This window comes from Escherichia sp. 93.1518 (genome assembly GCF_013368915.2).
GTDB lineage: Bacteria > Pseudomonadota > Gammaproteobacteria > Enterobacterales > Enterobacteriaceae > Escherichia > Escherichia ruysiae.
Map to the genome: position 1 here is coordinate 71,437 of NZ_JABWMT020000015.1, position 26,479 is coordinate 97,915.

Annotated in this window: 23 protein-coding genes; 9 read left to right on the forward strand and 14 right to left on the reverse strand. The window is 51.9% G+C overall.

Translation table 11 applies throughout. The features are described from left to right. Positions 1 to 14 precede the first annotated feature (14 nt). The 3 genes from pfkA to cpxP form a co-directional block, all read right to left on the reverse strand. Complete coding sequence (gene pfkA / locus HEN21_RS13140; protein WP_001355350.1) at positions 15 to 977, reverse strand: 6-phosphofructokinase; 963 nt, start codon at positions 975 to 977, stop codon at positions 15 to 17. Positions 978 to 1,157: 180 nt separating this feature from the next. Continuing rightward, on the reverse strand, positions 1,158 to 2,060 hold the full coding sequence (fieF, locus tag HEN21_RS13145) for a CDF family cation-efflux transporter FieF (protein WP_001076752.1): 903 nt from the start codon (positions 2,058 to 2,060) through the stop codon (positions 1,158 to 1,160). Between the two features lie 148 nt (positions 2,061 to 2,208). Then, positions 2,209 to 2,709 (reverse strand): cell-envelope stress modulator CpxP, encoded by a 501-nt coding sequence (gene cpxP, locus HEN21_RS13150; protein WP_016158830.1) that lies wholly within the window; start codon positions 2,707 to 2,709, stop codon positions 2,209 to 2,211. Between the two features lie 149 nt (positions 2,710 to 2,858). Between cpxP and cpxR the strand changes: the two genes are divergently transcribed. After that, the gene (gene cpxR / locus HEN21_RS13155) at positions 2,859 to 3,557 is read left to right on the forward strand and encodes an envelope stress response regulator transcription factor CpxR (protein ID WP_176252165.1); all 699 of its coding nucleotides are present in this window, start codon (positions 2,859 to 2,861) and stop codon (positions 3,555 to 3,557) included. After that, on the forward strand, positions 3,554 to 4,927 hold the full coding sequence (gene cpxA, locus HEN21_RS13160) for an envelope stress sensor histidine kinase CpxA (protein WP_000580416.1): 1,374 nt from the start codon (positions 3,554 to 3,556) through the stop codon (positions 4,925 to 4,927). Before cpxR ends, cpxA begins: the two co-directional genes overlap by 4 nt. 100 nt (positions 4,928 to 5,027) lie before the next feature. Here cpxA and yiiM read toward each other — a convergent pair whose 3' ends face one another. Continuing rightward, entirely contained in the window at positions 5,028 to 5,702 is a 675-nt protein-coding gene (gene yiiM, locus HEN21_RS13165) for a 6-hydroxyaminopurine reductase (RefSeq protein WP_176252166.1), read from the reverse strand. A gap of 152 nt (positions 5,703 to 5,854) precedes the next feature. On the opposite strand from yiiM, the gene HEN21_RS13170 reads away from it, so the two are divergent. Next, the gene (locus HEN21_RS13170) at positions 5,855 to 6,745 is read left to right on the forward strand and encodes a dihydrodipicolinate synthase family protein (RefSeq protein WP_176252167.1); all 891 of its coding nucleotides are present in this window, start codon (positions 5,855 to 5,857) and stop codon (positions 6,743 to 6,745) included. A 56-nt stretch (positions 6,746 to 6,801) separates the two neighbouring features. Here the strand turns inward: HEN21_RS13170 and kdgT are convergent, their stop codons facing one another. Both kdgT and sodA read right to left on the reverse strand, forming a co-directional pair. Further along, the gene (gene kdgT / locus HEN21_RS13175; RefSeq protein WP_024191187.1) at positions 6,802 to 7,785 is read right to left on the reverse strand and encodes a 2-keto-3-deoxygluconate transporter; all 984 of its coding nucleotides are present in this window, start codon (positions 7,783 to 7,785) and stop codon (positions 6,802 to 6,804) included. A gap of 259 nt (positions 7,786 to 8,044) precedes the next feature. Continuing rightward, positions 8,045 to 8,665 carry a superoxide dismutase [Mn] gene (gene sodA / locus HEN21_RS13180; RefSeq protein ID WP_010350891.1) on the reverse strand — a complete coding sequence of 207 codons (621 nt, stop codon included), beginning with the start codon at positions 8,663 to 8,665 and terminating at the stop codon, positions 8,045 to 8,047. Between the two features lie 284 nt (positions 8,666 to 8,949). On the opposite strand from sodA, the gene rhaT reads away from it, so the two are divergent. Next, a complete protein-coding gene (gene rhaT / locus HEN21_RS13185) occupies positions 8,950 to 9,984 on the forward strand; it encodes an L-rhamnose/proton symporter RhaT (RefSeq protein WP_176252168.1) in 1,035 nt (344 codons plus the stop codon). Here the strand turns inward: rhaT and rhaR are convergent. Beyond that, the gene (gene rhaR / locus HEN21_RS13190; protein ID WP_000233565.1) at positions 9,981 to 10,829 is read right to left on the reverse strand and encodes an HTH-type transcriptional activator RhaR; all 849 of its coding nucleotides are present in this window, start codon (positions 10,827 to 10,829) and stop codon (positions 9,981 to 9,983) included. The genes rhaT and rhaR overlap by 4 nt on opposite strands. 72 nt (positions 10,830 to 10,901) lie before the next feature. After that, positions 10,902 to 11,738, reverse strand: coding sequence for an HTH-type transcriptional activator RhaS (rhaS, locus tag HEN21_RS13195; protein ID WP_000382765.1), 837 nt, complete (start codon positions 11,736 to 11,738; stop codon positions 10,902 to 10,904). A 287-nt stretch (positions 11,739 to 12,025) separates the two neighbouring features. Between rhaS and rhaB the strand changes: the two genes are divergently transcribed. The 5 genes from rhaB to rhaM all read left to right on the forward strand — a co-directional run bounded on the left by rhaB (position 12,026) and on the right by rhaM (position 17,347). Next, on the forward strand, positions 12,026 to 13,495 hold the full coding sequence (rhaB, locus tag HEN21_RS13200) for a rhamnulokinase (RefSeq protein ID WP_176252169.1): 1,470 nt from the start codon (positions 12,026 to 12,028) through the stop codon (positions 13,493 to 13,495). Next, complete coding sequence (rhaA, locus tag HEN21_RS13205) at positions 13,492 to 14,751, forward strand: L-rhamnose isomerase (RefSeq protein WP_105287070.1); 1,260 nt, start codon at positions 13,492 to 13,494, stop codon at positions 14,749 to 14,751. The genes rhaB and rhaA overlap by 4 nt, the downstream gene beginning before the upstream one ends. Positions 14,752 to 14,991: 240 nt before the next feature. Continuing rightward, positions 14,992 to 15,816, forward strand: a complete 825-nt coding sequence (gene rhaD, locus HEN21_RS13210) for a rhamnulose-1-phosphate aldolase (RefSeq protein WP_176252170.1) — start codon at positions 14,992 to 14,994, stop codon at positions 15,814 to 15,816. Positions 15,817 to 15,887: 71 nt separating this feature from the next. Beyond that, a complete protein-coding gene (gene fucO / locus HEN21_RS13215; RefSeq protein WP_000009275.1) occupies positions 15,888 to 17,036 on the forward strand; it encodes a lactaldehyde reductase in 1,149 nt (382 codons plus the stop codon). After that, a complete protein-coding gene (gene rhaM / locus HEN21_RS13220) occupies positions 17,033 to 17,347 on the forward strand; it encodes an L-rhamnose mutarotase (RefSeq protein ID WP_000619484.1) in 315 nt (104 codons plus the stop codon). The genes fucO and rhaM overlap by 4 nt, the downstream gene beginning before the upstream one ends. Positions 17,348 to 17,388: 41 nt before the next feature. Here the strand turns inward: rhaM and HEN21_RS13225 are convergent, their stop codons facing one another. From HEN21_RS13225 to HEN21_RS13250, 6 genes are all read right to left on the reverse strand, one after another. Continuing rightward, positions 17,389 to 18,783, reverse strand: coding sequence for a carbohydrate porin (locus HEN21_RS13225; RefSeq protein WP_000749924.1), 1,395 nt, complete (start codon positions 18,781 to 18,783; stop codon positions 17,389 to 17,391). A gap of 648 nt (positions 18,784 to 19,431) precedes the next feature. Next, positions 19,432 to 20,970: an aldehyde dehydrogenase AldB gene (aldB, locus tag HEN21_RS13230; protein ID WP_001551836.1), complete on the reverse strand. Its 1,539-nt coding sequence runs from the start codon at positions 20,968 to 20,970 to the stop codon at positions 19,432 to 19,434. A 164-nt stretch (positions 20,971 to 21,134) separates the two neighbouring features. After that, a complete protein-coding gene (yiaY, locus tag HEN21_RS13235) occupies positions 21,135 to 22,286 on the reverse strand; it encodes an L-threonine dehydrogenase (protein WP_000741518.1) in 1,152 nt (383 codons plus the stop codon). Between the two features lie 188 nt (positions 22,287 to 22,474). Next, positions 22,475 to 24,319 carry a selenocysteine-specific translation elongation factor gene (gene selB, locus HEN21_RS13240; protein WP_176252171.1) on the reverse strand — a complete coding sequence of 615 codons (1,845 nt, stop codon included), beginning with the start codon at positions 24,317 to 24,319 and terminating at the stop codon, positions 22,475 to 22,477. After that, positions 24,316 to 25,707, reverse strand: a complete 1,392-nt coding sequence (selA, locus tag HEN21_RS13245; protein ID WP_000206250.1) for an L-seryl-tRNA(Sec) selenium transferase — start codon at positions 25,705 to 25,707, stop codon at positions 24,316 to 24,318. The genes selB and selA overlap by 4 nt, the downstream gene beginning before the upstream one ends. 97 nt (positions 25,708 to 25,804) lie before the next feature. Then, positions 25,805 to 26,413 (reverse strand): glutathione S-transferase, encoded by a 609-nt coding sequence (locus tag HEN21_RS13250; RefSeq protein WP_000779795.1) that lies wholly within the window; start codon positions 26,411 to 26,413, stop codon positions 25,805 to 25,807. Positions 26,414 to 26,479 lie beyond the last annotated feature (66 nt).

Consider the following 26,479-nt stretch of genomic DNA (forward strand, 5'->3'; position numbering starts at 1 on the left):
TCTGCCCGAAATCATTAATACAGTTTTTTCGCGCAGTCCAGCCAGTCACCTTTGAACGGACGCTTCATGTTTTCGATAGCGTCGATGATGTCATGGTGAACCAGTTGTTCGTTCTGAATACCTACGCAACGACCGCCGTAACCTGCCAGTAGCAGTTCAATAGCGTAAGCGCCCATACGGGAAGCCAGAATACGGTCGTAAGGCACCGGAGAACCACCACGCTGGATGTGGCCCAGCACAGTTGCGCGGGTTTCACGACCGGTTTCTTTCTCGATGAAATGCGCCAGTTCGTCAACATCACACATGTGTTCGGTTATCGCCACAATTGCGTGTTTTTTACCTTTCGCGATACCCGCTTTGATTTCATTTACCAGGTCATCGCGGCTGAATTCAACTTCCGGAACCACAACAAATTCACAACCACCGGCAATGGCCGCAGCCAGCGTCAGATCGCCACAGTAACGACCCATCACTTCCACCACGGAAATACGCTGGTGAGAAGAAGAAGTGTCACGCAAACGGTCGATGGCTTCTACAACGGTGCTCAGCGCAGTGAAGAAACCGATAGTGTAGTCAGTGCCTTTGATGTCGTTGTCGATAGTGCCCGGCAGGCCGATGCACGGGAAGCCCATTTCGGTCAGACGCATTGCACCCATGTAGGAACCGTCACCGCCGATAACCACCAGCGCGTCGATACCACGTTTTTTCAGGTTTTCGATAGCCACGGCGCGGATGTTCTCGTCGCGGAATTCCGGGAAGCGCGCAGAACCGAGGAACGTACCACCACGGTTGATCATGTCAGACACGCTGTAACGGTCTAGCTGTACCATACGGTCTTCATACAGACCCAGATAGCCGTCATAAATGCCCATTACTTCCAGACCTTCTGTCAGCGCAGAACGAACAACCCCGCGAATTGCGGCGTTCATGCCTGGCGCATCACCGCCGCTTGTCAACACACCGATTTTCTTAATCATGACTACCTCTGAACTTTGGAATGCAAAATGAAATCTGTTGCCGGAAGTCTTCTTGCACATCGAAGTGATCCAACGAATGTGCAAATAGTATAACAATCACTTCCTGCTGAATTGATTCAGGTCAGGCCAAATGGCGGTATTTTATACACAAAATGCGGGTCTGGCTCTCTTTTATACTGATTATGAAAGCATAGACCGTTTACCCTCCCTGGGTACGACGGAACAGGGGTCCTGATGAATAATCACATCCGATCCCGGAAAACGCCGTAAAATAGCCTGCTCTACCTGATCCGCCACCATATGCGCCTGAACCAAAGGCAGAGAGTCTTCCATTTCCAAATGAATCTGAATAAAGCGGGTCGGCCCTGACTGCCGCGTACGAAGATCGTGAGCGCCGCTAACTCCCGGCCAGGAAGTCACGATATCAATAATTTCTTGCCGTTCCTCATCGGGCAGCGCGCGATCCAGTAATGACTGTACCGCCTCATACCCCATGCGTAACGCGCTATATAAAATATAGATGCCGATTCCCAATGCAAACAGTGCATCAGCACGATGCCAGCCATACCAGGACAACCCCAGCGCCAGCAGAATCGCACCGTTCATCATAACATCGGACTGATAATGTAGCATATCTGCCCGCACCGCCTGGCTCTGCGTCCTGCGCACGACCCAACGCTGAAACGAAACAAGGATAATCGTACAAATTAGCGCCACAATAGTCACGAGAACCCCGACGCCTGGGTCTGTCATTGGCGTCGGAGAAACCAAATGCTGAATACCAGTCAAAAACAGGAACAGCGCCGAACCGGAGATAAACATACTTTGCGCCAGCGCCGCGAGGGACTCGGCTTTACCGTGACCAAACGAGTGATTGTCGTCGGCAGGTTGCAGCGAGTAACGTACCACCAGTAAATTCGTCAACGACGCGCCAATATCCACCAACGAATCCACCAGCGCGGCAAGAATACTCACCGAACCGGTATACCACCATGCAAAAATTTTAATCAGCAATAGCAGCGAAGCCATCGCCGTCGCAGCAATCGCCGCCCGGCTGACCAGCCGTCCATAAGATTGATTCATAAATACTCCCGCTATCAACTGACGGTAGTATAACGGAAGCAAATCATCTGCAATGCATCAAGCAACAGGCAAATTGAAGATAAAAAAAACCCCCACATCATGTGGGGGAAGACAGGGATGGTGTCTATGGCAAGGAAAACAGGGTTTACTACTGGGAACGTGAGTTGCTACTACTCAATAGCTTCAACGATGAACTTTTTTGCCATTGCGTCACGTCGCGCAACTGCTCCATTCGTTGTTGATGTTTCTCGTTTAAAACCGCTTGCTGCTCTGGCGTTAACAGGTGATACATTTGGTTGCGGACTTTAGCCATCTCAACCTGGCGAGCGATCTGTTCTTTCGCCATTTTTTCTGCCTGAGCGCGCACAGCGTTTTCATCAAAATTTTCTGCGGTGACAAGGCGATGCATTGTCTCCACTTCGCTAACATTAACAGGAGGCTGTTCATGCCGGGCCTGTTGCATAAGATCTCGCATCTGCTGACGCTGATGTTCGGTTAAACTTATGCCGTCGAACATATGGCTCTGCGTACTGCGCTGCGCAAGTTCTTCGCCCGGATGCCAGTTATCGCCTGAACCGACTTCAGCAGCGTGGCTTAATGAACTGACTGCCAGCGTTGAGGCCATGACGGCAGCGGTAACTATGCGCATCATTTGCTCCCAAAATCTTTCTGTCGCGATTCAACGATAGAGAGTTTACGATTCAGGCTGCAAACATGCGTCAGGGGGTGTAAAACAACGTAAAGTCATGGATTAGCGACGTCTGATGACGTAATTTCTGCCTCGGAGGTATTTAAACAATGAATAAAATCCTGTTAGTTGATGATGACCGAGAGCTGACTTCCCTGTTAAAGGAGCTGCTCGAGATGGAAGGCTTCAACGTAATTGTTGCCCACGATGGGGAACAGGCGCTTGATCTTCTGGACGACAGCATTGATTTACTTTTGCTTGATGTAATGATGCCAAAGAAAAATGGTATCGACACATTAAAAGCACTTCGCCAGACACACCAGACGCCTGTCATTATGTTGACGGCGCGCGGCAGTGAACTTGATCGCGTCCTCGGCCTTGAGTTAGGCGCAGATGACTATCTCCCGAAACCGTTTAACGACCGTGAGTTGGTGGCTCGTATTCGCGCGATCCTGCGCCGTTCGCACTGGAGCGAGCAACAGCAAAACAACGAAAACGGTTCACCGACACTTGAAGTTGATGCCTTAGTGCTGAATCCAGGCCGTCAGGAAGCCAGCTTCGATGGGCAAACGCTGGAGTTAACCGGTACTGAATTTACCCTGCTCTATTTACTGGCACAGCATCTGGGTCAGGTGGTTTCTCGTGAACATTTAAGCCAGGAAGTGCTGGGCAAACGCCTGACGCCTTTCGACCGCGCTATCGATATGCACATCTCCAACCTGCGTCGTAAGCTGCCGGATCGTAAAGATGGTCACCCGTGGTTTAAAACCTTGCGTGGTCGCGGCTATCTGATGGTTTCCGCTTCATGATAGGCAGCTTAACCGCGCGCATCTTCGCCATCTTCTGGCTGACGCTGGCGCTGGTGTTGATGTTGGTTTTGATGTTACCCAAGCTCGATTCACGCCAGATGACCGAGCTTCTGGATAGCGAACAGCGTCAGGGGCTGATGATTGAGCAGCATGTCGAAGCGGAACTGGCGAACGATCCACCCAACGATTTAATGTGGTGGCGCCGTCTGTTCCGTGCCATTGATAAGTGGGCACCACCGGGGCAGCGTTTGTTACTGGTGACCACCGAAGGCCGCGTGATTGGCGCAGAACGCAGCGAAATGCAGATCATTCGCAACTTTATTGGCCAGGCCGATAACGCCGATCATCCGCAGAAGAAAAAGTATGGTCGCGTGGAACTGGTCGGCCCGTTCTCTGTGCGTGATGGCGAAGATAATTACCAACTGTATCTGATTCGTCCAGCCAGCAGTTCTCAATCCGATTTCATTAACTTACTGTTTGACCGTCCGCTATTACTGCTGATTGTCACCATGTTGGTCAGTACGCCGCTGCTGTTGTGGTTAGCCTGGAGTCTGGCAAAACCGGCGCGTAAGCTGAAAAACGCTGCCGATGAAGTCGCCCAGGGAAACTTACGCCAGCATCCGGAACTGGAAGCGGGGCCACAGGAATTTCTTGCCGCCGGTGCCAGTTTTAACCAGATGGTCACCGCGCTGGAGCGCATGATGACCTCTCAGCAGCGCCTGCTTTCTGATATCTCTCACGAACTGCGCACCCCGCTGACGCGTCTGCAACTGGGTACGGCGTTACTGCGCCGTCGTAGTGGTGAAAGTAAGGAACTGGAGCGAATTGAAACCGAAGCACAACGTCTGGACAGCATGATCAACGACCTGTTGGTGATGTCACGTAATCAGCAGAAAAACGCGCTGGTGAGCGAGACCATCAAAGCCAACCAGTTGTGGAGCGAAGTGCTGGATAACGCAGCGTTCGAAGCGGAGCAGATGGGCAAGTCGTTTACCGTTAACTTCCCGCCTGGGCCATGGCCGCTGTACGGCAACCCGAACGCCCTGGAAAGTGCGCTGGAAAACATTGTTCGTAATGCCCTGCGTTATTCCCATACGAAGATTGAAGTGGGCTTTGCGGTAGATAAAGACGGTATCACCATTACGGTGGACGACGATGGTCCTGGCGTCAGCCCGGAAGATCGCGAACAAATTTTCCGTCCGTTCTATCGCACCGATGAAGCACGCGATCGTGAATCTGGCGGTACAGGATTGGGGCTGGCGATTGTCGAAACTGCCATTCAGCAGCACCGTGGTTGGGTTAAAGCTGAAGACAGCCCGCTGGGCGGTTTACGGCTGGTAATTTGGCTGCCGCTGTATAAGCGGAGTTAAACTCCGCGCAGGCCGGATAGGCGTTTACGCCGTATCCGGCATTTGAGCAGAATGCCTGATGCGACGCTGGTCGCGTCTTATCAGGCCTACTCTTCGGGGGTTATTTCCCCCACAAACGCCGCGAATTATCTTCAATCTTGCCGCTAAGTCGGCGCTTCTGCATCGTCCGCGTCCAGCTTTTCGACAGCCCGGCAGCGGAGAGTAAACGGTGATACTGCTCGTCATCAAACGGCATATGCCATGCGATAGCTATTGCCTCCTGCACGGTGACATCGCTGACGCGAGAAACCAGCTCCAGCGGCGCATCCGCAGATACCAGCCCCGGCGCAATCACGCTATACAGCCAGCCAACTTTACCGGCGTTTTGCATCAACTGTGCCATATCGCTGATGTCAAAATGGTAATTGAGTTTGTAGCACGGAGAGCGCGGCTGGGTGACCTGAATTAATGCCTCTCCCCAGCGGAAAATATCGCCAATATAAACATTGCTTTCCGTCAGGCCGTCGGTTGAGAGGTTTTCACCAAACGCAGGCGCAACAAACAAATCTGCCTGTTCAGGAAATTCCCGCGCCCAGTAGAGATAATGCTCACGAGGATAGTGACACAGCGCCCTGTCCGGCCCACCGTGAACTATTTTCTCTGCCTGCTCGTCACCTTCCAGCCCCAGCTCTGTCAACATCAACTCGCCATCGACCTGGGTTTTCGCAATCGCGCTGGGTTTGCTTTCGGGATAAGCCTGTATTTTGCCTGTGTATACATCAACCGGATATCGCATCTGTTCCCTCTCCACCGAGAAATTTCCCCATTAGACCATATTTATTTTACGTCAGGCGCGCAAAATGAGAGCACGGTTCACATGACGACGTCTTAGAAATGTTATCAATGAGATGAATTTGAAACGCCATTTCATTATCAGGAGTGTACAACGTGACCGAGCAAACACAGTTTTCTGGCGTCTGGTGCCCTTCCATTACGCCAATGGATAAAGACGGTAATGTGGATCTTAACGGACTGAAGAAGCATCTGCAGCGGCTAACAGAAGCCAATATTGATGTGATATTGCTGATGGGTAGCATTGGTGAATTTGCCTCTTTCACCCTCGAAGAGAGGCTCATGCTTATCCGCGAAGCGCGTTCCATGAGCACATTAAAAATGGTCGCTAACGTTTCTTCCACCTGCACACACGATGTATTGCTGATGGCGCAAGAAGCGTATCGCACAGGCTATGATGCAGTGATGATCCTCCCGCCTTACTACTACGGCCAGACAGCAAAGCAATTACTAAGCTATTTCCGCCATCTGGGTCGCGAATTACAGGGCAAATGGTTCGCATATAACTTCCCGGCAAGAACCGGTTGTGATTTAACCCCTGACCTGGTCGCCACGCTGGCGAGTGAATTTCCTGACTTTGCCGGAATTAAAGATACCGTCGATTGCCAGTCACACACCCGCAGCATGATTCAGGCAACCCTGGCAGTTCGTTCTGATTTTGCAGTACTTTCGGGCTATGACGAGTATTACATTCCTAATCTGCTGGCAGGCGGCGCGGGAATAATATCCGGCCTGAACAACGTTATGCCGGAGCTGTTTGTCGAAGCCCGTGAAGCCTTCAAACGCGGCGACCTGGCGGCTTTACAAGAGATTCAGCAACAGATTGGCACTTATATGTCCATCTACGCCATTGGTGAGGATTTTGTCACTACTATCAAGACGGTGGTATCGCGTAAGTTTGGCTATTGCACTGGCGTATCACGCAATGCGGGTGGTGAGTTAAGCGAAAGTGAATGTCGAACAATTGATGAAGTCTTTGTCAGATAACGCAAAAGGCCGGATGACTACAAATCATCCGGCCTCTTGATTTATATGGATGGAGATTACTTCACCGTACCCAATATTTCGATTTTCGCCGCTCTGGCTTTAACTTTGCGCGACCAGACAGAAGTCAAAATTGGTACCAGAATCGAGGTCACAATCACTGACGTCGCCACCAGCGAAGTTGCCGCTGGCGCCATTGGTTTAAAGGCGGGGATCATTTCAGCAATCAGTACCGGCGTCGCCACCGCAGCACCGGCAGAACTGGAAGCCGCGATTCCGGCTGTACCATCGCCACCACCAATCAATTTATCGGCAATAATCAACGGAATACCGGTCACGACGATCACCGCCACACCCAGCAAAATCCCCAGCAAACCGGTCTGAGCAATCACGGTTAAATCAATGGTATTGCCCAGCGCAAAGGCAAAGAACGGGATCAACGTCTGTACCGCTTTGCTGAAAAATTCTCTCAGCTCAGGGTCAAGGTTCCCTAATGCAAAGCCGACGAGGAACGGTAATACCGCACCGACGAAAACATGCGGTTCAAACGATGCAATCCCGGCAGTCCCCAGAATAATCATCGTCATAAGCGGCCCGGATTCCAGCGACATTAATACAAACGCTCCGGCCTCTTCTTTAGTGCCATACTGCTGCATGATCGAAGCGTAAAGTCCGCCGTTGGTCATATCCATCGCCGCCACCAGCGCAAGCGTTGAAAGTCCGGCAAAGAATCCAACTTCAACACCATGTTCAGGAATAATGCGTGAAGCAATTGCCGCAACCACCCACGCCACAGCAATTTTGGTTACCACCAGCGTACCGGATTTACGCAATACCGTTCCCGTCGCACTTAATTTTATCGATGCCCCCATGCAGAAAAACCACACCGCCAGAATCGGCACCGTGCCGGTAATCATTCCATTTGTGAATGAACCGAAGTATTTTCCCGCCCCTGGCGAGAAAGTGTGACACAGTGCGCCAAGGAACAACGGGACGAGCATCATCCCTCCTGGGATTTTCTCTATCGTGTGTTTTATCTGCATTTTCATCACCTATCGGCATATTTTTATAGGCTGATGCATAAGTCCTTCACGATGCATCAGTGTTGATGGAAATGAAGATAGACATTCAACAGAGCAATAAAAGTGATCAAAACCACATCAATTGAAACGTTGTTTTATTTTTATAGGATCATTGTTTTTATTTTGAAATTGATCACAAAAAAACCACCGCTATGGGCGATGGTTTGTTTTTTATGCTGAAAAACGGCGTAAACGCCTCATTGCAGCAGGCAATATGCGATTATTTTTTCGCCGCAAAACGTGCCGCAGCTTCGTCCCAGTTCACCACGTTCCAGAACTCTTTGATGTAGTCAGGACGGCGGTTCTGGAATTTCAGGTAGTAAGCGTGTTCCCACACATCCAGACCCAGAACAGGGAAGCCGGAAGCGCCAGAAATGGCTTCGCCCATCAGCGGGGAGTCCTGATTAGCAGTAGAAACCACCGCCAGTTTATCGCCTTTCAGCACCAGCCATGCCCAGCCGGAACCAAAGCGGGAAGCTGCCGCTTTCTCAAATTCTGCTTTGAAGTTATCAACGGAACCGAAATCACGTTCGATAGCCGCTTTCAGGTCGCCCTGCAAAGTCGTGCCTTTTTTCAGGCCTTTCCAGAACAGGCTGTGGTTGGCGTGACCACCAGCGTTGTTGCGCAGCACGGTTTTCTTGTCTGCTGGCAGCTGGTCCAGTTTAGTGATCAGCTCTTCAACCGGCAGGTTGGCGAATTCTGGCAGGCTTTCCAGCGCCGCATTGGCGTTGTTGACGTAGGCCTGATGGTGTTTGGTGTGGTGGATTTCCATGGTCTGCTTATCGAAGTGCGGTTCCAGGGCATCGTAAGCATACGGCAGGGATGGCAGGGTATAGCTCATATTCATCTCCAGTATTGTCGGGCGGCCGATTGTTAATGCCGCGTAAGCAGTTGGTTCATTATAGTTAATTAAATGATATTGAAAATGATTATCAATGCCGTACTTTTCATAGGGGAATGGTTTTGCAGGCAAATGTCCGAGATGTGAACCAAATCACCCACTTAATGCCGTGATTGCCAGTAAATCGGCAACGGCGGCAACAGGCGAAAGGTTAATCGACAGCACGATTTTTACACTCATCTCGTCGGAGATGTGACGCGACGAAAAATGATGAGGATAAGAAGATGAGTAACGCGATTACGATGGGGATATTTTGGCATTTGATCGGCGCGGCCAGTGCAGCCTGTTTTTACGCTCCGTTCAAAAAAGTAAAAAAGTGGTCATGGGAAACCATGTGGTCAGTCGGTGGGATTGTTTCGTGGATTATTCTGCCGTGGGCCATCAGCGCCATGCTACTACCTGATTTCTGGGCATATTACAGCTCGTTCAGCCTCTCTACCCTGCTGCCTGTTTTTCTGTTCGGCGCTATGTGGGGGATTGGTAATATCAACTACGGCCTGACCATGCGTTATCTCGGCATGTCGATGGGGATAGGTATCGCCATTGGCATTACGTTGATCGTCGGTACGCTGATGACGCCAATTATCAACGGCAATTTCGATGTGCTGATTAACACCGACGGTGGGCGCATGACGTTGCTCGGCGTACTGGTGGCGCTGATTGGCGTGGGGATTGTGACTCGCGCCGGGCAGTTGAAAGAGCGCAAAATGGGCATTAAAGCCGAAGAGTTCAACCTGAAAAAAGGGCTGGTGCTGGCGGTAATGTGCGGCATTTTCTCTGCCGGGATGTCTTTTGCGATGAACGCCGCAAAACCGATGCATGAAGCAGCTGCCACGCTGGGCGTTGATCCACTGTATGTCGCTCTGCCAAGCTATGTTGTCATCATGGGTGGCGGCGCGATCATCAACCTCGGTTTCTGTTTTATTCGTCTGGCAAAAGTGAAAGATTTGTCGCTAAAAGCCGACTTCTCGCTGGCAAAACCGCTGATCATTCACAACGTGTTACTCTCGGCACTGGGCGGTTTGATGTGGTATCTGCAATTCTTTTTCTATGCCTGGAGCCACGCCCGCATTCCGGCGCAGTATGACTACATCAGTTGGATGCTGCATATGAGCTTCTATGTATTGTGCGGCGGTATCGTCGGGCTGGTGCTGAAAGAGTGGAACAATGCGGGACGCCGTCCGGTTACCGTGTTGAGCCTCGGTTGTGTGGTGATTATTGTCGCTGCCAACATCGTCGGCATGGGCATGGCGAGTTAATCTTTCCGGGAATTGCGATGACGCCACTGGCTGGGCGTCATCCCGGTTTCACGGGTAAATACCACCGAAAAATAGTTGCTATCTTCAAAGCCACATTCTGTCGAAATATCACTGATTAACAGGCGGCTATGCTGGAGAAGATATTGCGCATGGCACACTCTGACCTGCCGCAGATATTGATTGATAGTCATCCCGGTCTGCTGGCGAAATTGCTGGCGCAAGACGCGTTCACTGCAAGACGCCTCATCACAGAATTTATCCAGCGCAAAAGGACTTTTCAGGCTAGCCGCCAGCCGGGTGATCAGCTTATCCAGCAACGTTTCACTGGATGTTGGCGGTAATGAATCACTGGTGTAGCGATGGCGCTGCAAAAGCATCACCAACTGCCCGAACAGCAACTCTGCCATTTCGTTGGCAAACGGCGCGGGCTGACTGCTTTCGTGCTCAAGCTGCCCGATAACCTGCCGCACCTGCGCCATGCCCGCACTACCTAAACGCCAGTGTGGTTGTTCTGCGCTGGCGTTAAACCCCGGAATCGTCCCCTGCCAGTCGAGATTAAGTGTCAGCCGCTCCGGGCAATAAATAACGTTCTGCAAAACCAGATCGTTAACGGAAGCGTAGGAGTGTTTATCGTCTGCGTGGATATAAAAGAGATCGCCACGGGTAATACGATGAGGACGGTCGTTGAGCACGTGCAAACCGTTACCGCGCCAGACGATCACCAGTTCACAAAAATCATGTGTATGCTCGGCAAAGACATCCTGCGGATAACGATCAGCAACCGCGACCGCCTGCTGTTCGCTGGCAAAAAAATCTTTTTTACGAAGGACAAACTGATGAACCACCGTGCCACCTCAGCCGGAAGACGCGTTTGATTATTCATAAACTGGCGTGGAAATACGTTGAGAAGATTCGCGTTATTGCAGAAAGCCATCCCGCCGCTGGCGAATATCGCGTGGTGACCAGTTAAACTCACGGCGAAACAGCGTCGAAAAGTGGTTACTGTCGCTGAATCCGCAGCGATATGCGATTTCGGTCACGCTGTCCTCGCTATGACGTAACAGATGACGCGCCTTCACCAACCGTAAACGGTTAAGGTAACGCTGGGGCGTCAAACCGGTTTGCTGTTTTAGCTGACGATGCAACGTGCGTAGTGACAGAGAAAATTGATCCGCCATCATTTCCCAATTCACCTCGTCGGCAAAATGTTCTTCCAGCCAGGCCAACAACAAGTTCAGGCGCGATTCGCGACTTTCCATGCTCTCCTGCAAACTGTTTTTACGCAGCAAGAGCAGTAATTGCATAAACAAGATCTCACCGCTAGCTTTCGAGGGTAAATCATTCGTTCTGTCCTGCTGTTCCAGCTGCGAAACCAGCTGCCGTACCTGCTGCAATATGCTGTGGCTCACGCGCCAATGGGACGGATATTGCCCGTCTTGCTCTTGCGGCAGAAGCTGATGCAGCCCGGCGAGAAACTGAAATCTATCCGGGGAGCGATACAGCACATTGGTCAAATACAGATTGTCCGTATGTTCGTATAAATGCCGATCATGATCGCGCACGAAACAGATTGTTCCACCGGAGATGGTATAAGGCTGCCCATTGAAAATGTGGATACCCGTGCCATGTTCGACAATCACAATCTCATGGAAATCATGGTGATGTTCAGGAAAATCCACCTGTGGAAGCCGGGGTTCTATTGCCACAGACACGTTACCAGACGGAAAAAAATCCACGCAATGTAATACGTCCATATAAGCCTCCTGATGCCGTCAACATGGCGGAATAGTAATCAAGCGATTTGGTTCTTACCTTAAATTTTCGACAGCAAAACACGTAAAAAATGTCGATTTTTCAAGATAAAGCGTGATTTTTCAGAAAATGCGGCAAACATCACACCACCACATTTTTGAAAATTGTGAACGCTATCACGTTCATCTTTCCCTGGTTGCCAGCGGTCTATTTTCCTGTCAGTAACGAGAAGGTAGCGAAGTCGGGTGCTTCTTAGACTGGGCGTAATGAAACCTAGAAGGATCTCATTATGACCTTTCGCTACTGCGTCGCCGTTGATCTTGGCGCATCCAGTGGGCGCGTAATGCTGGCGCGTTACCACCGTGAATGTCGCAGCCTGACGCTGCGTGAAATCCATCGTTTTACTAATGGGCTGTATTACCAGAGCGGTTATGCCACCTGGGATGTCGATAGTCTGGAAAACGCCATTCGCCTTGGGTTAAACAAGGTGTGCGAGGAAGGGATTCGTATCGATAGCATCGGCATTGATACCTGGGGCGTAGACTATGTGCTGCTGGATCAACACGGTCAGCGCGTCAGTTTACCGATTTCCTATCGCGATAGCCGCACTAACGGACTGATGACATTGGCACAGCAGCAAATTGGCAAACACGATATTTATCAGCGTAGCGGCATCCAGTTCCTGCCCTTCAATACAATCTATCAGCTACGTGCGCTGACGGCGCAACAACCTGAACTTATTCCACAAATCGCTCACGCTCTGCTGATGCCGGATTACTTCAGTTATCGCCTGACCGGCAAGATGAACTGGGAGTACACCAACGCCACAACCACGCAACTGGTCAATATCAATAGCGACGACTGGGACGAGTCCCTGCTGGCGTGGAGCGGTGCCAACAAAGCCTGGTTTGGTCGCCCGACGCATCCGGGTAATGTCATAGGTCACTGGATTTGCCCGCAGGGTAATGAGATTCCGGTGGTCGCCGTTGCCAGCCATGATACCGCCAGCGCGGTTATCGCCTCGCCGTTAAACGGTTCACGCGCCGCTTATCTCTCCTCCGGCACCTGGTCATTGATGGGCTTCGAAAGCCAGACGCCATTCACCGATGATGCGGCGCTGGCAGCCAACATCACCAATGAAGGCGGTGCGGAAGGTCGCTATCGGGTGCTGAAAAATATCATGGGTTTATGGCTGCTCCAGCGGGTACTTCAGGAGCGACAAATCAACGATCTCCCGACGCTTATCGCCGCGACACAGGCACTCCCGGCCTGTCGCTTCATCATCAACCCCAATGACGATCGCTTTATTAATCCTGACGAGATGTGCAGCGAAATTCAGGCAGCGTGTCGGGAAACGGCGCAACCAATCCCAGAAAATGATGCTGAACTGGCACGCTGTATTTTCGACAGTCTGGCGCTGCTGTATGCCGACGTACTGCACGAACTGGCGCAGCTACGCGGTGAAGATTTCTCGCAACTGCATATTGTCGGCGGCGGCAGCCAGAACGCGCTGCTCAACCAGTTGTGTGCCGATGCCTGCGGTATTCGGGTGATCGCCGGGCCAGTTGAAGCCTCAACACTCGGCAATATCGGCATCCAGTTAATGACGCTGGATGAACTCAACAATGTGGATGATTTCCGTCAGGTCGTAGGCGCCACCGCGAATCTGACCACCTTTACCCCTAATCCTGACAGTGAAATTGCCCACTATGTGGCGCGGATTCACTCTACACGACAGACAAAGGAGCTTTGCGCATGACCACACAACTGGAACAGGCCTGGGAACTGGCGAAACAGCGTTTCGCGGCGGTAGGGATTGATGTCGAGGAGGCGCTGCGCCAACTTGATCGCTTACCCGTTTCAATGCACTGCTGGCAGGGCGATGATGTTTCTGGTTTTGAAAACCCGGAAGGTTCGTTGACTGGTGGGATTCAGGCTACTGGCAATTATCCGGGCAAAGCGCGCAATGCCGAAGAGCTACGTGCCGATCTGGAACAGGCTATGCGGCTGATTCCGGGGCCGAAACGGCTTAATTTACATGCGATTTATCTGGAATCAGACACGCCCGTCTCGCGCGACCAAATCAAACCAGAGCACTTCAAAAACTGGGTTGAATGGGCAAAAGCCAATCACCTCGGTCTGGATTTTAACCCCTCCTGTTTTTCGCATCCGCTAAGTGCCGATGGCTTTACGCTCTCCCATGCCGACGACCGCATTCGCCAGTTCTGGATTGACCACTGCAAGGCCAGCCGTCGCGTTTCCGCCTATTTTGGCGAGCAACTCGGCACACCGTCGGTGATGAACATCTGGATCCCGGATGGCATGAAAGATATCACCGTTGACCGTCTCGCCCCGCGTCAGCGTTTGCTGGCAGCTCTGGATGAGGTAATCAGCGAAAAGCTGAACCCGGCACACCATATCGACGCCGTAGAGAGCAAATTGTTTGGCATTGGCGCGGAGAGTTACACGGTTGGCTCCAATGAGTTTTACATGGGGTATGCCACCAGCCGCCAGACCGCTTTGTGTCTGGACGCCGGACATTTCCACCCGACTGAAGTGATTTCCGACAAGATTTCCGCCGCCATGCTGTATGTGCCGCAGTTGCTGCTGCACGTCAGCCGCCCGGTTCGCTGGGACAGCGATCACGTGGTGCTGCTGGATGATGAAACCCAGGCAATCGCCAGTGAGATTGTCCGTCATGACCTGTTTGACCGGGTACACATTGGTCTCGACTTCTTCGATGCCTCTATCAACCGCATTGCCGCGTGGGTCATTGGCACGCGCAATATGAAAAAAGCCCTGCTGCGTGCGTTGTTAGAACCGACAGCCGAACTGCGCAAGCTGGAAGCGGCAGGGGATTACACCGCACGACTGGCGCTGCTGGAAGAGCAGAAATCGTTGCCGTGGCAGGCGGTGTGGGAAATGTATTGCCAGCGTCACGATACGCCAGCGGGTAGCGAATGGCTGGAAAGCGTGCGGGCTTATGAGAATACGATTTTGCGTCAGCGTGGGTAAACACCGCCGGATGCGGCGCGAGCGCCTTATCCGGCCTACAGGTCGAATGACCGTGCTGGCTGTCACCCTCACCCCGGCCCTCTCCCTGAAAGGGAGAGGGGGAAAAACATAGCCTCCTCCGGCAACGGAGATAAACACAGCGCCGGACAGTCCCCTCGCCCCTTTGGGGAGAGGGTTAGGGTGAGGGGAACAAGCCGCACCATGTATCAACAAGGCACCGAATTTACAGGAACACAGAACATGCAAAACATTACCCAGTCCTGGTTTGTCCAGGGAATGATCAAAGCCACCACCGACGCCTGGCTGAAAGGCTGGGACGAGCGCAACGGCGGCAACCTGACGCTGCGCCTGGATGACGCTGATATCGCGCCGTATAACGACAATTTTCACCCACAACCGCGCTATATCCCGCTCAGCCAGCCTATGCCTTTACTGGCAAACACACCGTTTATCGTCACCGGCTCCGGCAAATTCTTCCGCAACGTCCAGCTCGATCCCGCAGCAAATATAGGCGTCGTAAAGGTCGACAGCGACGGTGCGGGCTACCATATTCTCTGGGGGCTAACCCACGAAGCCGTCCCAACCTCTGAACTTCCGGCGCACTTTCTCTCCCATTGCGAACGTATTAAAGCCACCAACGGCCAAGATCGGGTGATCATGCACTGCCATGCCACCAACCTGATCGCCCTCACCTATGTACTGGAAAACGACACGGCGGTCTTCACTCGCCAACTGTGGGAAGGCAGCACCGAGTGCCTGGTGGTATTCCCGGATGGCGTTGGCATTTTGCCGTGGATGGTGCCCGGCACGGACGAAATCGGCCTGGCCACCGCGCAGGAAATGCAAAAACATTCACTGGTTCTCTGGCCTTTCCACGGCGTCTTCGGCAGTGGTCCGACGCTGGACGAAGCGTTTGGCCTGATCGATACCGCAGAAAAATCGGCGGAAGTGTTGGTGAAAGTGTATTCGATGGGCGGCATGAAACAGACCATCAGCCGTGAAGAGTTGATAGCCCTGGGCAAACGTTTCGGCGTCACCCCACTGGCAAACGCACTGGCGCTTTAACACCCCGTTTCGCATCTGGCGGCGCGGGTTATGCCGCCGGACAGAAGGATTTGATCTTAAGGAGAATAATCATGAGTTTTATGTTGGCATTACCGAAAATCAGCCTGCATGGCGCTGGGGCAATTGGCGATATGGTAAACCTGGTTGCGAATAAGCAGTGGGGAAAAGCACTGATCGTTACCGATGGGCAACTGGTTAAGTTGGGATTGCTGGACAGTCTGTTCACCGCGCTGGATCAACACGAAATGTCTTACCACCTATTCGATGAAGTCTTTCCAAATCCCACCGAAGAACTGGTGCAAAAAGGCTACGCTGCATTTCAGGACGCCGCATGTAACTACATTATTGCTTTCGGTGGCGGTAGCCCGATTGATACCGCAAAAGCCGTGAAAATCCTTACCGCTAATCCAGGCCCTTCTACTGCTTACTCTGGCATTGGCAAAGTAAGAAACCCAGGCGTGCCGCTGGTGGCGATCAATACTACTGCCGGAACTGCCGCTGAGATGACCAGCAATGCGGTGATCATCGACACTGCGCGGCAGGTGAAAGAAGTCATCATCGATTCGAATATTATTCCTGATATCGCCGTGGATGATGCCAGTGTAATGCTGGAGATCCCTGCCTCCGTTACCGCTGCCACCGGTATGGACGCACTAACCCATGCCATAGAAGCCTTTGTTTCCGTTGGCGCCCATCCGCTAACTGATGCCAACGCGCTGGAGGCTATCCGCTTGATTTCTCTGTGGCTGCCGAAAGCGGTAGAAGATGGTCATAATCTGGAAGCTCGCGAACAGATGGCTTTCGGGCAATATCTGGCGGGTATGGCTTTTAACAGCGCGGGACTGGGGCTGGTTCACGCACTGGCGCATCAGCCCGGTGCTACCCACAACCTGCCACACGGGGTGTGTAATGCCATCTTGTTGCCAGTAATCGAAAACTTTAACCGCCCGAATGCCATCGCACGCTTTGCCCGTATCGCCCAGGCGATGGGGGTCGATACGCGCGGGATGAGTGATGAAGCGGCAAGTCTGGAAGCAATTAATGCCATTCGAGCCTTGAGCCATCGCGTAGGCATACCTGCGGGATTTAGTCAGCTTGGCATCAGCAAAGAGGATATCGAAGGCTGGTTAGATAAAGCCCTGGCCGACCCATGCGCACCATGTAACCCACGTACCGCCAGCCGCGACGAAGTGCGTGAGCTTTATCTGGAGGCGTTATGATCCGCAAAGCCTTTGTTATGCAAGTCAACCCGGACGCCCACGACGAGTATCAGCGTCGGCATAACCCGATCTGGCCGGAACTGGAAGCGGTGTTGAAGTCACACGGCGCGCATAACTACGCCATCTATCTCGATAAAGCGCGAAATTTGCTGTTTGCCACAGTAGAAATTGAATCTGAAGAACGCTGGAATGCGGTTGCCAGCACTGACGTTTGCCAACGTTGGTGGAAATATATGACCGACGTTATGCCCGCTAATCCGGATAACAGCCCGGTCAGCAGCGAGCTACAAGAAGTGTTTTACCTGCCTTAATGAGTTGCGGTGCCGGATATTTTTCCGGCGCCGCACTTTCATCAGAAGAAGTATTTAAAACGAACGCGTGCGCCGTAACGATCATCATTATCGTCGCCGTGTTTTTTATCGCCGTCGCTATCCAGAATGGAGTAATAAGTACCAAGGTAAATATTAAAGTTCTCCATATCCATCACGTTAGCGAACTGATAAGACGCATGAATGGTGTGAATGGTGTACGTCCCTTCATCATCAATCCAGCAGTCGTTATCACAAACTACCCCACTGAATTCATCAATCTTATTGTGCGCGTAGATATAACCCAGCTCGAAACGTTTCCACAGCGCGTTAATCCCGGCAGTGAAATCTTTCTCATTATTGGCATCTAAATAGGCGGTATTAAGATTAACCACGATACCATTTTCCGGATCGGTTTTCAGGCCGTTCCAGGTCATGCTCATACCATAACCGGTACGATCGGACTGATCGACAAAATTACCCTTGCTATCGGTATAACCGTAAGCATTATTTACCACGTTCGCTTCCATCGCTGCGGAAACGGTTAATTCTTCCGTCGGCGACCAGGCTATCACCGGGCGCAGGTAAGCAACATTTTTCTGCTGCTTCATATCGCGACCATGATAATTACCGTCGTTATATAAAGATGTTCCGTCTTCCAGTAACGTGTTTAATTCAAAATACCAGTTATCGAGTTGTTTGCTGACAAGGAAATTACCACCAGCGTTAGAACGCCCGCGCCCCTCTTTCATCATATAGATATAACCGCTGCCATCATCATAAAGATCGTTCGCAGTATTACCTGAATGCTCAACAAAGGTATCCTGATTTAGCGGGAACATATCGTAGGCTTCAAAACGCCCTACTTTGACTTTCCAGTCATTTTCTTTGCCAAAGAAGAAAACCGCGTCATCGATATTCACAGAACCGTGCATATCCCCCAGCGGTTGTGCGGAGAACCCGGCGAAATAACCGTTGTCCAGCTTTCTTACACCATCAAAGCCTAACAGAATACGGCCATTGAGATTCCACTGTTCATTGGTAGGATCGCTATTCACATCAGCGTTGGTCATTGCCAGCAGGCCATGATTACTTTCCGCATCCATATTAAATTCTACGTCGCCGTAGATTTTTAAATCGCCATAACCTGAAAGCAAAAGATTAGGTGAGGTGGCATTTTTCTTTGCAGATTCCGCCGTTGCCTGTCCATTTACCGGCGTATTGCCCTGGGCAGCCTTAATTTCGCGGATCTCAGCGGCTTGTTGTGTCTGCAGCTGTTTTACCTGCCCCTCTGCTTTTGCTGCCCGCATTTCTGCCGCTTCCAGGCGTTCTTCCAGCAATGCCATGCGTTGTTCCAGCGTTAAATGCTGTGTTTTTGCCATACCGGTACTACATGCCAATAATAAACCTATGGCTAAAGATAACGTCGATTTTTTCATTATTTACGTTCCCTGAAATAAAGGATGCCCTACGCTTTCAAGAATGAGTGCGTATATAGAAAAATATAAAAGTTGTTTTAATAGGATGTGCACTTTCGATTTTAATGCAACATCAGCAAGCCAGCGAATAGTATCCCGCCACATAATACGAGTAAATCAGCTGATTTCCTGGAACGTGAGGAATATAACAATAGTGCCGTTTTTAACCAAATATCATAAAAAATATTAGATATGACTCCTGCCAATTCATAAACCATAAAAATAAATAGCTTTGCACAGAAACATTCGAGATATTTAAATATTCATCAAATCATTAAAAAGTATTTTTTATTCGCGATGTTTATTTTAGCCACCAATATGTGTCCTGCTCCGCAAAAGGTGCCTTTCTCTCTTCCTTACATTGTCACAGCTTCACGGCATATCGCCGCTTATCACTCTCATTACAATCAACGAAAATAAGTTTAAAGGGGGGGCTAATAGGGATATTCGTAAGAAGAATAACGGTGTGCAGTAATTTGTAGAAAAGATGCTCTTAATTTAGTTCAGTGAATGCTAATGCTCAGCCCCAGGAGACGTAAACATTTGAACCGATAAGACACGCAAGCGTCGCATCAGGCAATGAATGCCCGATGCGACCAGCTTCTTATATCAGAACAGCCCCAACGGTTTATCCGAGTAGCTCACCAGCAGGCACTTGGTTTGCTGGTAATGCTCAAGCATCATTTTGTGGGTTTCGCGGCCAATGCCTGATTGTTTGTAGCCGCCAAACGCCGCATGTGCCGGGTAAGCGTGATAACAGTTGGTCCACACGCGCCCAGCCTGAATGCCGCGCCCCATCTTATAGGCCAGATTACCGTTGCGGCTCCAGACGCCCGCGCCCAGGCCATATTGCGTGTCGTTCGCCAGCTCCAGCGCCTCGTCCATCGTTTTGAAGGTGGTTACCGCCAGCACCGGGCCAAAAATCTCCTCCTGGAACACGCGCATATTGTTCTGACCAAACAGAATCGTCGGTTCGAGGTAGTAACCGTCTTTCAGTTCGCCTTCCAGCAGCTTACGCCGCCCGCCGGTAAGCACATCTGCACCCTCTTTTTTACCGATATCAATGTAATTGAGGATGGTTTCCAGTTGCCCATGAGAAACCTGTGCGCCCATTTGCGTCACGCTGTCGAGCGGGTTACCGCTACGAATGCTTTCAACACGACGGATGGCGCGTTCCATAAAGCGTTCGTAGATAGACTCCTGCACTAAAGCACGGCTCGGACAGGTACAGACTTCGCCCTGGTTGAAGGCGAACAGTGCAAAGCCCTCCAGCGCCTTATCGAAGAAAGCATCTTCTTCATCCATCACATCAGCAAAGAAGATATTTGGCGACTTACCGCCCAGCTCCAGCGTCACCGGAATAATATTTTGCGTGGCGTACTGCATAATCTGCTGACCGACTTCCGTTGAGCCGGTAAACGCAACTTTGGCGATGCGTTTTGAGGTCGCCAGATATTCGCCAATTTCCCCACCCGCGCCGTTGACCACGTTCACCACGCCTGGCGGCAGTAAATCACCGACGATCTCCATCAAAAGCAACACTGAAAGCGGGGTAAGTCGTGCGGGTTTTAGCACCACACAGTTGCCCGCCGCCAGCGCGGGAGCCATTTTCCAGCTCGCCATCAGCAGCGGGAAGTTCCACGGGATAATTTGCCCCACCACGCCTAACGGTTCGTGGAAGTGATAAGCCACGGTTTCGCTATCGACTTCACTAATACCACCTTCCTGCGCCCGAATACACGAAGCGAAATAGCGGAAATGGTCAATCGCCAGCGGCACATCGGCAGCACTGGTTTCACGAATGGGCTTGCCGTTATCCCAGGTTTCTGCCGTCGCCAACAGTTCGAGATTTTGTTCCATTCGATCGGCAATCTTAAACAGAATCGCCGCGCGATCCTGCACCGAAGTATGCGCCCATTTGTCTTTCACTTTATGCGCGGCATCCAGCGCCAGATCGATGTCGCGTTTGCCCGAAGACGCCACTTCGCACAGTAGCTGCCCGGTCACCGGCGTCAGGTTCTGGTAATACTCGCCATCGGCGGGTGCTACCCATTCGCCGCCGATAAAGTTGTCATAGCGGGTTTTTAACTTGAGGGGGAAACCATACTCGCCGGGCTTAATCTGTGCTGAAGGGGGATTGTTGGTCATGATCGTCTCCTTGCGGTGTGAGGTATAACAAGGGTAGACGTGACTGGCGAAATCTTCGCCAGCCGGTGACAGCTTTACGACGGCAATCACGAATTTACGGGCAAGGATTACAGAGATAATTGAAAAATCGGCTGACAATTTGCCAGCCGTTGTGGGAATGATGATTACATCGCAGCGCGATAAATCGCCACAATTTCTTCGTGAGTTGCCTGAATCGGGTTAGTAAATCCGCAGGCATCTTTCAGAGCATTGGTCGCCAGTACCGCGAAATCTTCTTCTTTCACGTTCAGATCGCGCAGACCTGCCGGAATATCGACTTTCTTCGCCAGTTCGCGGATAGCGTTAATGCAGGCTTCTGCACCTTCCGCGTCGTTTTTACCTGTCACGTTCACACCCATTGCAGCAGCGCAGTCACGCAGACGTGCGGCAGCTACTTTGCTGTTGAATACCTGAACGTGCGGCAGCAGAACGGCGTTACATACACCGTGCGGCAGATTGTAGAAACCGCCTAACTGGTGCGCCATCGCATGAACATAACCCAAAGACGCATTGTTGAACGCCATACCGGCGAGGAACTGGGCATAAGCCATCGCTTCACGCGCTTTCGCATTGCTGCCATCTTCTACGGCTAACGGCAGGTTTTCGGCAATCATGGTCACGGCTTTCAGTGCGCAAGCGTCGGTGATCGGCGTTGCGGCAATAGACACATACGCTTCGATAGCGTGTGTTAAGGCATCCATACCCGTTGCGGCGGTCAGTGACTTCGGCATACCGATCATCAGAGAAGAGTCATTGACAGAAAGCAGCGGAGTTACGTGTTTATCCACAATCGCCATTTTGATATGGCGCGCTTCGTCAGTGATAATGCAGAAACGGGTCATTTCAGACGCAGTACCCGCCGTGGTGTTAATGGCGATCATCGGCAACTGTGGTTTTGCAGAGCGGTCAACGCCTTCGTAATCGCGAATATCACCGCCGTTGGCTGCTACCAGCGCAATGCCTTTCGCACAGTCGTGCGGAGAACCACCACCTAAGGAAATTACGCTATCACAATTATTTTCTTTCAGCAGTTTGAGGCCTGCGGCGACGTTTTCCGTGGTTGGGTTAGGTTGGGTGCCATCATAAATAACGCTAAAAATATTGCGTTCTTCCAGTGCTTTTTGCACATCGCCCGCCATACCTAATTTCGTTAACATATTGTCAGTGACAATTAAGGTACGGGTAAATCCATAATCTGCCATCATATTCATTGCATCAGTCAATGAATCAGCGCCAATGACATTCACTGAAGGAATAAAAAAGGTTGAAGCTGCCATAAAACACTCCTGGAAGAGTAAAAAGGGCTGGCAGATTACAAAGTATTTTCATTCGGAAATATGATCAACATTACCGTTTATCAAAATATTTTTAATAAAAAGCACGTTACATTCATCAAATAACGTGCTTCCTTAATATTAATAAGAATTTTGTATTAATTCATATTTATTATGAATTAATCATTTCCTTATCTTTCGGGAAATAATAATGCATCGCGCAATAAATGATCATTTCCACGACGCCGCGTAAAGCCAATGCGGTCAAAATATTCCAGAATTTGAATTGCCAGCTTTCGGCCTACACCTAAGCGATCGCGGAAATCCGCCGCGCAGGTTGAACCACATTCCTGATCGAGATCGCGGATCATATTGGCAAATTCGACAATCCGATCATTACGGTAATAACGATCTTTGACGATCGCCGTAATTATCCCCTGCTGCGCCGCCTGGCGTAGCGTCAGGCGCATTGCCTGCTCGTCGGTTCCCGTCTCTTTTGCCAGGTCACGCACCCACCACGGCTCGTCGCCAAATAGCGGCTCTGCTTTTTGCCAGATGGCCTGCTGCTCTTCGCTGAATCCGGCTTTATGATCCGGCAGATGCAGCCAGCCGTGGTGGCTGTGGATATCGCCGCTTTCGCGCATCTTTTCAATCAACAACAGAACCAGAGCTTCATCTTCCATCGGCAACGCCATGCGCCGCAGGCGCTCGCGCCCCGGACCTGGTTCGTCGCGATGCTGCTCATGATAAGCCGCTAATGTGTCGAGGATTTTCCGCTGCCAGCGGGCGGCAACCGGCGCATTCAACAAGCTATAACCAGCCTGAATATAGCCAGGCTGTTGCAGCAGTTCGCGCATCCCTTCGCCGTTGAGCTGTCTCGCCCAGGCGAAATCGGCAAGATTCACCGCTCCGCGTTCCAGATGAACCGTCAGTGCGTCGGCATCGCTTTGTGTGCGTGCAAGAGACGCCAGCCATTGCAGATATTCCGGCTTACGCTTACCGCGACGTGGCGGGTTGAGCATCACCACGCGCGCCCCCGCCAGCGTGTTGCGAGCCGAGATATCGCGCAGCACTATGCGATCGTTATCCGCCAGCCACAGAGGCGTGTCGAACACCAGCTCGGCAAGGTTATCTTCCAGCAGCGAAACGCGCCCCGTAACGTGGCTGGCGGCGTGGTGAATATGCAGCGGCTGCCACTGGGTCAACGGTACATGAGTTTGTAGCTCGACAATCACCCGCGTGAACGGCTCCGGCGGCGCATCGGCAAGCAGCCAGTCGCCACGGTTAATCTGTTCTTTCTCCGCATCACCGGCGATGTTAAGCGCAATACGTTGCCCGGCATGGGCGGTTTCTGTTGGTTGATTTTGCGCATGGAGAGCACGCACGCGCATCGGCTTATTTACACCGGTCAGCCATAGTGAATCACCCACCTTCACTTCCCCGCTTAACGCCGTACCAGTGACCACCAGCCCGGCACCTTTTACGGTAAAAGCGCGGTCGATAGCGAGGCGGAAACTATGTTGGCTGGCGTGTTCACGTTCAGGCAACTGAAGCAGATGTTCACGCAGGGCATCAATTCCCCGACCTTCGGTTGCTGCGGTGACAAACAGTTTTGCCTCAGCAAAACCATATTCCCGCAGCACCTGCTTTACCTGACGTTCAACCTCATCAACACGCGCTTCGTCCACGCGATCGGCTTTAGTCAGCGCCACTGTCAGCATCGGGTTACCGGTAAGCTGCAAAATCGCCAGATGCTCACGGGTCTGCGCCATCACACCGTCATCGCAAGCCACCACCAGCAGCGCATGATCGATACCCCCGACGCCCGCCAGCATGTTGGAAAGAAACTTTTCATGACCGGGAACGTCGATAAAACCAGGCACGCGCCCATCTGGCTGCGGCCAGTAGGCATAGCCGAGATCGATGGTCATACCGCGCTTTTTTTCTTCCGGCAGACGGTCGGCATTTACGCCAGTAATCGCCTGCAATAAGGTTGTTTTGCCGTGGTCAACGTGTCCGGCAGTCGCAATAATCATTTCAACAACATCTCCATAAACCGTTGCTCATCTTCAAGGCAGCGTAGATCCAGCCACAATCGCCCGTCGTAGATACGTCCAATCACCGGAACCGGCAATTCACGCCAGCGGGCGGCTAATGCTTCAAGGTGGCTGCCGCGTCCGTCATGGGGTGTAAACGTTAATGCCGCGCTCGGCAGGCGATCAACCGGCAGCGAACCACTGCCAATCTGCGAAAGACACGGCATAACCTGTACCGCAAACTCCGCGCCGTAATGTGCGGCAAGGGGAGCCTGTAAACGTTGTGCCTGGATTTGAATAACCTCTGCGCTGCGGGTAAGCAGACGCAGGGTAGGTAATTTTTCGCTCAGTGCTTCGGGGTGCAAATAAAGGCGCAGCGTCGCTTCCAGCGCCGCGAGGGTCATTTTATCTGCGCGTAATGCACGTTTCAGCGGATGGCTTTGCAGGCGGGAAATCATCTCTTTCTTACCAACGATGATCCCTGCCTGCGGCCCGCCTAACAACTTGTCGCCAGAGAAGCTCACCAGACTGACGCCCGCCGCAATCAACTCCTGCGGCATCGGCTCTTTCGGCAAACCGTACTGGCTAAGATCGACCAGCGAACCACTGCCTAAATCAGTCACCACGGGAACATCCAGCTCTTTGCCGAGCGCCACCAGTTCCGCTTCGTCTATCGCTTTGGTAAATCCCTGAATGCTGTAGTTACTGGTATGTACTTTCATCAACAGCGCGGTATTTTCATTTACTGCCTGACGATAATCACTGGCGTGGGTACGGTTGGTCGTCCCCACTTCGTGCAGGGTGCAGCCTGCCTGACGCATTACGTCAGGAATACGAAACGCGCCGCCAATCTCCACCAGTTCGCCACGAGACACCACCACCTCTTTACCGCTGGCAGTGGCTGCCAACATCAGCAGCACCGCCGCCGCATTGTTATTGACGATACAGGCATCTTCCGCGCCGGTAATGCGGCACAGCAGTTGCGCCAGTGCGCGATCGCGATGCCCGCGTCCGGCGTCGTCCAGATCGTACTCCAGCGTCACCGGCGAACGCATAGCCTGCGCAACGGCTTCCACCGCTGCTTCCGCCTGTAAAGCTCGCCCAAGGTTGGTATGCAGCACGGTTCCCGTCAGGTTGATCACCGGACGCAGCGCGCTCTGCGCCTCTTTCGTCAGCCGGGCATCGACTTCTTGCGCCCAGTTCTCACACCACGCGGGCAGCGTCTGGCTGTCACGAATCACTTCTCGCGCTTCATCAAGCATCTGACGCAGCAATTCCACCACGCGGGTGTGACCATAAGTATCACGCAAAGAAAGGAAGGAGCTATCGCGCAATAAGCGATCAATAGCCGGAAGTTGACTATAGAGGGAACGCGTTTCGGTTGTCATAGGAAACCTGGCTGATCAAGGCCCTCTCACACGGAGAAGGGCGTTTAACATAACCACGGATTGTAACGTGAGATGGGTCAGGAGGACATATCGCGCATCAAGCCTTTGGTGGTTCGGTGCGGGCAAAACTTTCGCGGCTAAACAAGTTTTCGACCAGTTTGACTAAGTGTGGGCGGTCGACACACCAGCCCGGCGCAACGCGGCGGAAATTGAGATATCCAACGGCACAGGCAATGGCGATAGTCGCCAGATTGACCGTATCGACTTTGAGCGTGCCATCGACCAGATATCCTTCCAGCACATCCAGGCTACGGTTGATTTTCTCTCGCTGGCGTAACAATTCATCTTCAGACTGCTGCGCCGCAGGACGCGCCTGTTCGCGCACCGACACCAGCCCGGCATCCATAATACCGTCGGCCAGCGCCTCAATTTTACGCACTCGCAACGACTCCAGCGGATCGCGCGGCAACATCGCCGGAGCGACATTCATTAATTCAATATATTCGGCGATGATCGGTGAATCAAACCAGCATTCGCCCTCTTCGGTCACCAACACCGGCACTTTCCCTAACGGGTTAAATTGCGCCACGCCGTTGTCCGCGTTATAGGGCAGTTCATTAATAAATTCGAAAGTTATGCCCTTTTCTAACAACAGAATAGAAAGTTTGCGTACAAACGGGCTGGTGTAGCTACCGACGAGTTTCATGCCATGTCCTTTGTGCGAGGAAAAATATCAGTATGGCTCAGGCTCGCGCAAAACACAGGTGATACA

Excerpts from the sequence above, each read along its gene's own strand:
- pfkA (WP_001355350.1), bottom strand. The coding sequence starts at position 977 with ATGATTAAGAAAATCGGTGTGTTGACAAGCGGCGGTGATGCGCCAGGC.
- fieF (WP_001076752.1), bottom strand. The coding sequence starts at position 2,060 with ATGAATCAATCTTATGGACGGCTGGTCAGCCGGGCGGCGATTGCTGCG.
- cpxP (WP_016158830.1), bottom strand. The coding sequence starts at position 2,709 with ATGCGCATAGTTACCGCTGCCGTCATGGCCTCAACGCTGGCAGTCAGT.
- cpxR (WP_176252165.1), top strand. The coding sequence starts at position 2,859 with ATGAATAAAATCCTGTTAGTTGATGATGACCGAGAGCTGACTTCCCTG.
- cpxA (WP_000580416.1), top strand. The coding sequence starts at position 3,554 with ATGATAGGCAGCTTAACCGCGCGCATCTTCGCCATCTTCTGGCTGACG.
- yiiM (WP_176252166.1), bottom strand. The coding sequence starts at position 5,702 with ATGCGATATCCGGTTGATGTATACACAGGCAAAATACAGGCTTATCCC.
- kdgT (WP_024191187.1), bottom strand. The coding sequence starts at position 7,785 with ATGCAGATAAAACACACGATAGAGAAAATCCCAGGAGGGATGATGCTC.
- sodA (WP_010350891.1), bottom strand. The coding sequence starts at position 8,665 with ATGAGCTATACCCTGCCATCCCTGCCGTATGCTTACGATGCCCTGGAA.
- rhaT (WP_176252168.1), top strand. The coding sequence starts at position 8,950 with ATGAGTAACGCGATTACGATGGGGATATTTTGGCATTTGATCGGCGCG.
- rhaS (WP_000382765.1), bottom strand. The coding sequence starts at position 11,738 with ATGGACGTATTACATTGCGTGGATTTTTTTCCGTCTGGTAACGTGTCT.
- rhaB (WP_176252169.1), top strand. The coding sequence starts at position 12,026 with ATGACCTTTCGCTACTGCGTCGCCGTTGATCTTGGCGCATCCAGTGGG.
- rhaA (WP_105287070.1), top strand. The coding sequence starts at position 13,492 with ATGACCACACAACTGGAACAGGCCTGGGAACTGGCGAAACAGCGTTTC.
- rhaD (WP_176252170.1), top strand. The coding sequence starts at position 14,992 with ATGCAAAACATTACCCAGTCCTGGTTTGTCCAGGGAATGATCAAAGCC.
- fucO (WP_000009275.1), top strand. The coding sequence starts at position 15,888 with ATGAGTTTTATGTTGGCATTACCGAAAATCAGCCTGCATGGCGCTGGG.
- rhaM (WP_000619484.1), top strand. The coding sequence starts at position 17,033 with ATGATCCGCAAAGCCTTTGTTATGCAAGTCAACCCGGACGCCCACGAC.
- HEN21_RS13225 (WP_000749924.1), bottom strand. The coding sequence starts at position 18,783 with ATGAAAAAATCGACGTTATCTTTAGCCATAGGTTTATTATTGGCATGT.
- aldB (WP_001551836.1), bottom strand. The coding sequence starts at position 20,970 with ATGACCAACAATCCCCCTTCAGCACAGATTAAGCCCGGCGAGTATGGT.
- yiaY (WP_000741518.1), bottom strand. The coding sequence starts at position 22,286 with ATGGCAGCTTCAACCTTTTTTATTCCTTCAGTGAATGTCATTGGCGCT.
- selB (WP_176252171.1), bottom strand. The coding sequence starts at position 24,319 with ATGATTATTGCGACTGCCGGACACGTTGACCACGGCAAAACAACCTTA.
- selA (WP_000206250.1), bottom strand. The coding sequence starts at position 25,707 with ATGACAACCGAAACGCGTTCCCTCTATAGTCAACTTCCGGCTATTGAT.
- HEN21_RS13250 (WP_000779795.1), bottom strand. The coding sequence starts at position 26,413 with ATGAAACTCGTCGGTAGCTACACCAGCCCGTTTGTACGCAAACTTTCT.